3 protein-coding genes are annotated in these 6,061 nt (G+C 76.3%); all 3 read right to left on the bottom strand.

The window, feature by feature from the left end:
- A partial coding sequence (locus AC51EU_RS25870; RefSeq protein WP_496269489.1) for a DUF6519 domain-containing protein occupies positions 1 to 1,381 on the bottom strand: 1,381 nt, incomplete at its 3' end.
- A 64-nt stretch (positions 1,382 to 1,445) separates the two neighbouring features.
- Positions 1,446 to 3,641 carry a hypothetical protein gene (locus AC51EU_RS25865; RefSeq protein WP_496269488.1) on the bottom strand — a complete coding sequence of 732 codons (2,196 nt, stop codon included), beginning with the start codon at positions 3,639 to 3,641 and terminating at the stop codon, positions 1,446 to 1,448.
- A partial coding sequence (locus AC51EU_RS25860) for a putative baseplate assembly protein (protein ID WP_496269487.1) occupies positions 3,638 to 6,061 on the bottom strand: 2,424 nt, incomplete at its 5' end. The genes AC51EU_RS25860 and AC51EU_RS25865, both read right to left, overlap by 4 nt.

Here is a 6,061-nt window from a genome sequence, read left to right as displayed (position 1 = left end):
CGCCGTGCACCCACGCCAGCGGCGCGTGGTGCACCACGACCCCGGCGGGCGGCCGGAGCAGCGGGCGGCGTGCCGCGTCCGCCGGCCATTCCACGGAGCCGGTGGCCGTACGGGCCGGGACCAGCCAGAAGTCGCCGGTGCGATAGGTGCCGCCGGCCGCGAAGTACACCTCGACGCCGTCCTCCAGCGGCAGCCAGACGCCCTCCTCCACCCGGACCGCGCCGTGGTGGAACCGCCCCGCGCGTTCCCCGCGCCGGGCCCGCCGGCCGTCCTCCCGGTGGTCCCAGCGCCGCAGGAACGGATGGAGCTCCGGGCGCCGCCCGACGCCCCGCGCGGGCTCGTCCGACAGCCGCACCCGGCGGCCCGGCAGGTCCACCTCCTCGATCCGCAGCAGCGGCAGGGCCTCCCCGCGGCTGCTGTAGGCGGTGTCCACGCATTCGACGAGGTCGCCGACGTGCAGGTCCAGTTTGTCGTCGCAACCGAGGGCCGCCAGGGTGGCCCAGGTGCCGTCCAGGTCGTCGACGGGGAAGGTGACGGAGCCGTTCTCCCGCGACCACTTGAAGGTGGCGTCCCCGGCGGTGCCGCCGTCGTGCACCTCCACCCGGTAGAGCTGGTTCTCCGGCCCCCGGTAGCGGGAATCCGGGGGGATCAGACAGGGATCGTCGGTGTGGCCGGGGCGTTCGCCGCGCGCCGCGAGCCGGGAGCCGGGCGTGGCCGCCTTCGCGGCCCAGCGGGTGAACGCGGCGCGGATGTCGTCGGCGGACGGATTGCCGCCGTCGAGCTCCAACTCGGCGCCCGGTACGGGCAGGACCTGCCAGACGACCTTGGCGCGGGCCGCGGTGTCCGGCAGGGCCGGGCCCAGCGCCACCTCGCGCAGGTCCGGGTCCTCGGCCGCGGTGACGGTCCGTTCCCACACCTTCAGGCAGACCAGGTAGGGGAAGCGGGTGGGGAGGCGGTCGCCGGGGCGTTCGGGGTCGCGGAAGGCGTCGGGCTGGTCCCAGTAGGTCCAGGTGGCGGGCGCCTCGGCCGGTTCCCCGGCGGCGCCGGCCCGGCCGTCGCCGGTGTCGTGTGCGGGCACGGGGACGCCGGGTCGCGGCCGGGTCGCGTCGCAGAGGATGCCGTCGACGTAGTAGCGGCCGCCGCCGATGTCCAGGTCGTCCAGTTCGCGGCTGCCGCCCCGTACGGTGATCCGGAATCCGGTGGCGCCGCCCGGCCCGCCGTGCGGGCCGATCAGGTCGGCGGCCAGGGTGCGGGAGGTGAACAGCTGGATGGCGGTCTGCTCGTTGGCGTCGGCGTCGAGCTGGACGCGGCCCTGCTGCGCGACCACGGCGGAGTAGTGGCGCTCCGGCCGGTAGGTGACGCGGGAGAGATCGGCGTGCATGGAAGGGGTCCCCCTCGGACGGTTGCTCGGGCGGTGGTGGGCGTGGCCGTCGGGCCGGTGGCGGTCAGGTCACGAACAGCACCCCCGCGTCGCTCCCCACCGGCGTGTACGCGGCGAGCCGGGCGCGCAGGCTGTCCTCGCGCTGCGGCCGGTACAGGTCGTGGAACGCGCCCATCTCGGCGCCGTCCTCCGCGCCCCGCCGGATCTCCTCGGGGCAGTCGTCGGCCAACTGCCCGTAGTACGGGGTGCCGTAGCGCTCGGAGCGCAGCACCGGGCGGACGGAAGCGGCGTTGCCGGGCCCGGCCAGGTCGGGCTGGCAGCGGTGACGGCGCGGGGTGCGCGAGCCCGGCGGGACGTAGCAGTGGCGCAGGCAGCCGATGCCGCGCCGGGCGGTGTGTACGAGGCCGGTGAAGACACTGTTCTCCGCGAGTCCCATGGCGTGGGTGTGCACCTCGCCGATGACGGTGGAGCGGTGGGCGTACAGCACGGCGTGCGCGTGGCGGCAGTCGGGGGCGGACAGCGCCTCCCGGTCGGGGGCGGTGGCGTCGAGGACGCTGTCGCGCAGATGGACGGTGAGCGGGTCGGTGCCGACCTCGTCGCCGAGGACGCTGACGCTGCCGAGGACGCTGCGGTCGATCTCGACACAGGCGGTGGTGCGGTCCAGGACCAGGCTCGGTTCCTCGGGGGAGTGCGGGGCGCAGTGCGGCTGAAGTGACCAGCCCGGTACGAGGGTGCAGTGCCGCAGCACGAGCGCCCCGACCGGGCCCGTCACGTTGACGCCGCGTCCGGTGACCAGCAGCCCGTCCAGCACCATCCGCGGCCGGGCGCCGGGCGGGCAGTCCTCGTCGCGGGCCCGGATGTTGAGCGCGTCGGGCCGGTTGCTGTACCAGTCCAGGAGGCGGATGACGGGCCGGGTGCCCTCGGCGGCGCGCAGTTCCAGCCGGTCGCCGGGGTCCAGGTCGAAGTCGAGCTGTTCCTGGTAGGCGCCGCTGTGGGTGATCTCGATGATGCCGTCGGGGCCGCAGTGCCCGGCCCGCCGGTCGTGCCGCCAGGCCGCGTACGCGTCCATGATCCGCCGGTGGCGGCGGCCGGGCCCGACGCGGTAGACGGCGGTGTCCGGTGGCAGGGCGCGGCAGCCGGTCCCTGTCCGGTCGTCGCGCGGGTACTCGCCGCCGCCGGTCTCGTCCGCGAAGCCGTAGTGGTAGTCGACCCAGACGCCCTGCCGGGGCGCGGAGCGGGCGCCGAACGCGATCCGGCCGCGTTCCGGGTCGACGGCGACCTGTCCGCGCCGGGGCCGGTAGCGCCAGTCGCCGAGGTCGGCGACGACGATGTCGCGGAGCGGTACGGGGGAGCTGTGGCCGTCGCGGCGGATGGTGAAGCTCTTGCCGGGCCCGTAGTAGTCGGCGGGACGGTCGTGCAGTTGACGGCGTTGGATCAGGGCCGGGACGTTGTCGATCGTGGCGATGTGTGCCGCCGACGGTTCCGGTTCGGGGCGGGTCAGCAGCGGGGTGTCGTTGCCGAGGACGGAGAAGGTGTAGAGGTTGCGTGCCCGGTCGACGCAGTACGCGGGCGCGTGCGTCACGGAGTACGGGCGCAGCCGCCACACGAACAGGCCGACCCCGGAGGGCGTGTAGCCGCCCTGCCGGTGGGCGGAGCCGGCGCGGCGGACGTCCACGGAGCGGGCGGTCGTCCCGAAGGGGCCGCCCGCCAGGTCCAGTGCCGCGCCGTCACGGACGTCCACCAGCCGGCCCCGGGAAGCGCGCCGCGCGTCGTCGTCCGCCGTCCCCGCCCCGTACAGCCGTACGGGCTGCTGCTGGGCGAGCAGCCGGGACAGTTCCACGGCCCGCGCCGGCCAGCCCGCGACCTCCTGCGACAGCTCCTCCAGCAGGGCGAGGGTGCCCTTGCGCCGCCGGTTGCCGACCGTCGCGGCCACCTCGCGGCGCGGCGCCAGCGCCTCGGCGAGCCGCTGCCGGGAGGCGTCCGGGGGCCCGCCGTCGCGCAGTCCCGCGGCCGCCACCCGCTCGTAGCCGGGCAGCGGGCGGTAGCCGACGAGGTCGCCGAGGTAGGGCAGGACCCAGGCGGCGGCGGTCTCCACGAACCAGTCGTCGTACTGCCGGTCGACGCCGTCACGCACCCGGTCGGCCTGCTCGGCGATCACCGCGAGCAGGGCCCGCAGCGGCTCCCCGCGCTCCGCGTCGCGCAGCCGGTGCCACTGCGGCAGCAGGTCCGCGAGGCCGTCCGGCTCCCGGGTCGGGCTCATCGTGCCACCTCCGTGAGGATCAGTGTCTCCGGGAATTGCGGGGAAAGAAGGGCGAGTTGGGCGGGCCGGATGCCGCGGAAGACGCACACCGCGCTGCCCTTCGGCAGCGGCCGGGTGTCGGTGATGCCGGGGTTGAGGCGGAGCAGTGCGGCCAGGGAGAGGCCGTGGCGGGCGGCGACGGCGGTGAGGGTCTCGCCGCCGTCCGCGGTCACCTCGTACACCTGCTCGTCGTACGCCGCGAGCCGGGACGGGACGGCGGCCGGGGGCGGGCCCGAGAGGCGGTCGGCGAGGGAGGCGAGCCCGGTGGGGGTGACGGACGCCGGGACGCCCGCGAAGGTGTCCACCACCAGGTCCTCGACGCCCGGCACGGACCGGGCGGTGGCCAGGACCTCCGACAGCAGCGCCGGCCGGCCCAACTCCCGCCCCTCGAAGCCCAGCCGGTCCAGCAGCGCCTGCCGCAGCCGGGGCTCGACCAGCCGCCAGGTGTGGTCCCGGGCCACCGCCACCCGCGCCGCGAGCAGCAGCAGCACCCGTTCGCGGACGTCCACCCGGACCGGCAGCCGCGGGTCGCCGTACTCGGCGAGCGCGGCCCGCAGCGACCGCAGCACCTCCGCGTCCGGCGCGAGGGGGACGTCGTCCGTGCCCGCGACGGTCAGATGCACGATCCTGCGCCGCCCGTCGAAGAGTTCCCGGGCCGAGGCACGGCCGATGCCCGCCCGGGAGCGGGCGAAGTCCTCGTGGTCGGCGAGGGAGACCAGCCGGTCCAGCGCGGAGACCGCCAGCGGGACGGCGCGCCGGGTCAGGGCCGGCCCGTCGGCATCCGCGCCACCGGTCGCGGGCAGCGGATTGGTGACGGCGGCGACGCCGAGGGGGCGGGTGACGGCCTGGGTGATCCGGTCCGCGGCGACGTTCGCCGCCCGGCCGGTGCCGAAGCGGTAGCGGGCCCGGACGTTGTCGTGCCCGGTCGGCAGCCGGGCGCCGTGCACCCCGTCGCCGAACGTCACCGTCGTCCGCCCGTCGCCCGTGGCGCCGAGGACGTAGACCCGCTCGCACGGGCCGCGTCCGGCGAGGCCGGCGACCGGGTGCCAGAGCAGGCCGTCGACCCGGACCTCCAGTTCCGGGGACGCGCCGCGCGCGGTGTCGTCCGGCAGCCAGGTCAGCGGCGACCGCCAGAGCGCGAACGTCTGGTGGGCGCGCGCCGCGTCGCCGCTGCCGATCGGCTCGTCGCGGCTCTCCCCGCAGCTCGCCGGGACGACATTGCCCTGCACGCGGACGGTCCGGCGCCGGTAGCGGTACGCCAGGCCGCGGGTCAGGGTCAGGGTGGTGTGGACGCGGTCCCCGGGCAGGTCCGGGTCGAGGGTCTGCTCGACGGCGGCGACCACCGCGAGTTCGGTGCCCCGCATCCCGCTCACGCCCGGGATGTCGGTCCGCTCCCCGGACACGATCAGCCGGTGTCCCGGGAGCAGTCCCTCGTACAGCTCGGCGAGTTCGAGGACGTCACCGTGGACGTCCTCGCCCACCGGGTCGTCCGCCTGCCGCAGCTCCTCGCCCGCCGCGTGGACGGTGGTGTCCCGGATCGCGGACAGCACGGCGTCGTGCTCGTCCAGCCACGGATCGGCGAGGGTGAGGACGGTGCCCCGGCCGGTGATGCCGTAGCGGGTGTGGACGGTGGTACGGACGGCCGTGACACGGGTGACGACGCGGGCCAGCGCCTTGTCGCCGGGGATGCCGTCCGGGCCGTCCGCGCCCTTGCGGGGACGCTCGACGACGACCCGGCCGCCGACCGTGATCCGGTCGTACACCGCGTCCAGCGGCAGCGTGTGCCGGTCGGCCGGCGGCGGGACCGTCGCGACGCCGATCTCCACGGCGGGCGGCTCCCCGCCGGACGCCACCCGCACCCCGACCTCGTACGTCCCGTCCGCGACCTGCCGGTGCTCGCCGGGACCGAGGTCCCACGACTGCCCGGTGCCGCCGTCGACCGCGACACGGATGCGCCCGTCCTCGCCCGGCCGGGACACGGACAGGGTCCGTTCCGGCAGGCCGGGCAGCAGGACGACGGTGACGCCCGGTTCCTGCGCCTGGGGACGGAGGCGGTCCAGCAGGTGCTCGTGGTCGGCGCGGGAGCGGAGTTCGACGCGGCCGGGGCCCAGGGGGAAGGCGGTGTCGGCGGGCAGGTTCTCGGCCCGCTGCACCGAACTCCCGGCCTCGATGTACTGGACCTCCGCCCGCACCGGGACCTTGCCCGCCGTGTCGTACACCACCCGCACACTGGTCAGCGCGGCGCCGGTGAGCGGCCAGTCCGCCGTCCTGATGACCCGCCCCCGCTCGTCCTGCACGGGTTTGAGCGGGGCCGTCGCGCCGAACGGGGCTGCGGTGACCCGCAGCGCCAGGAGGGAGCGCAGGACGGGCTCCGCCGTCGC

The organism is Candidatus Streptomyces philanthi (assembly GCF_059553635.1).
This window is presented reverse-complemented; position numbering and strand designations above follow the sequence as displayed.

Bases quoted from the DNA above. Each gene is read 5' to 3' on its own strand.
- AC51EU_RS25865 (WP_496269488.1), bottom strand. From the start codon at position 3,641: ATGAGCCCGACCCGGGAGCCGGACGGCCTCGCGGACCTGCTGCCGCAG.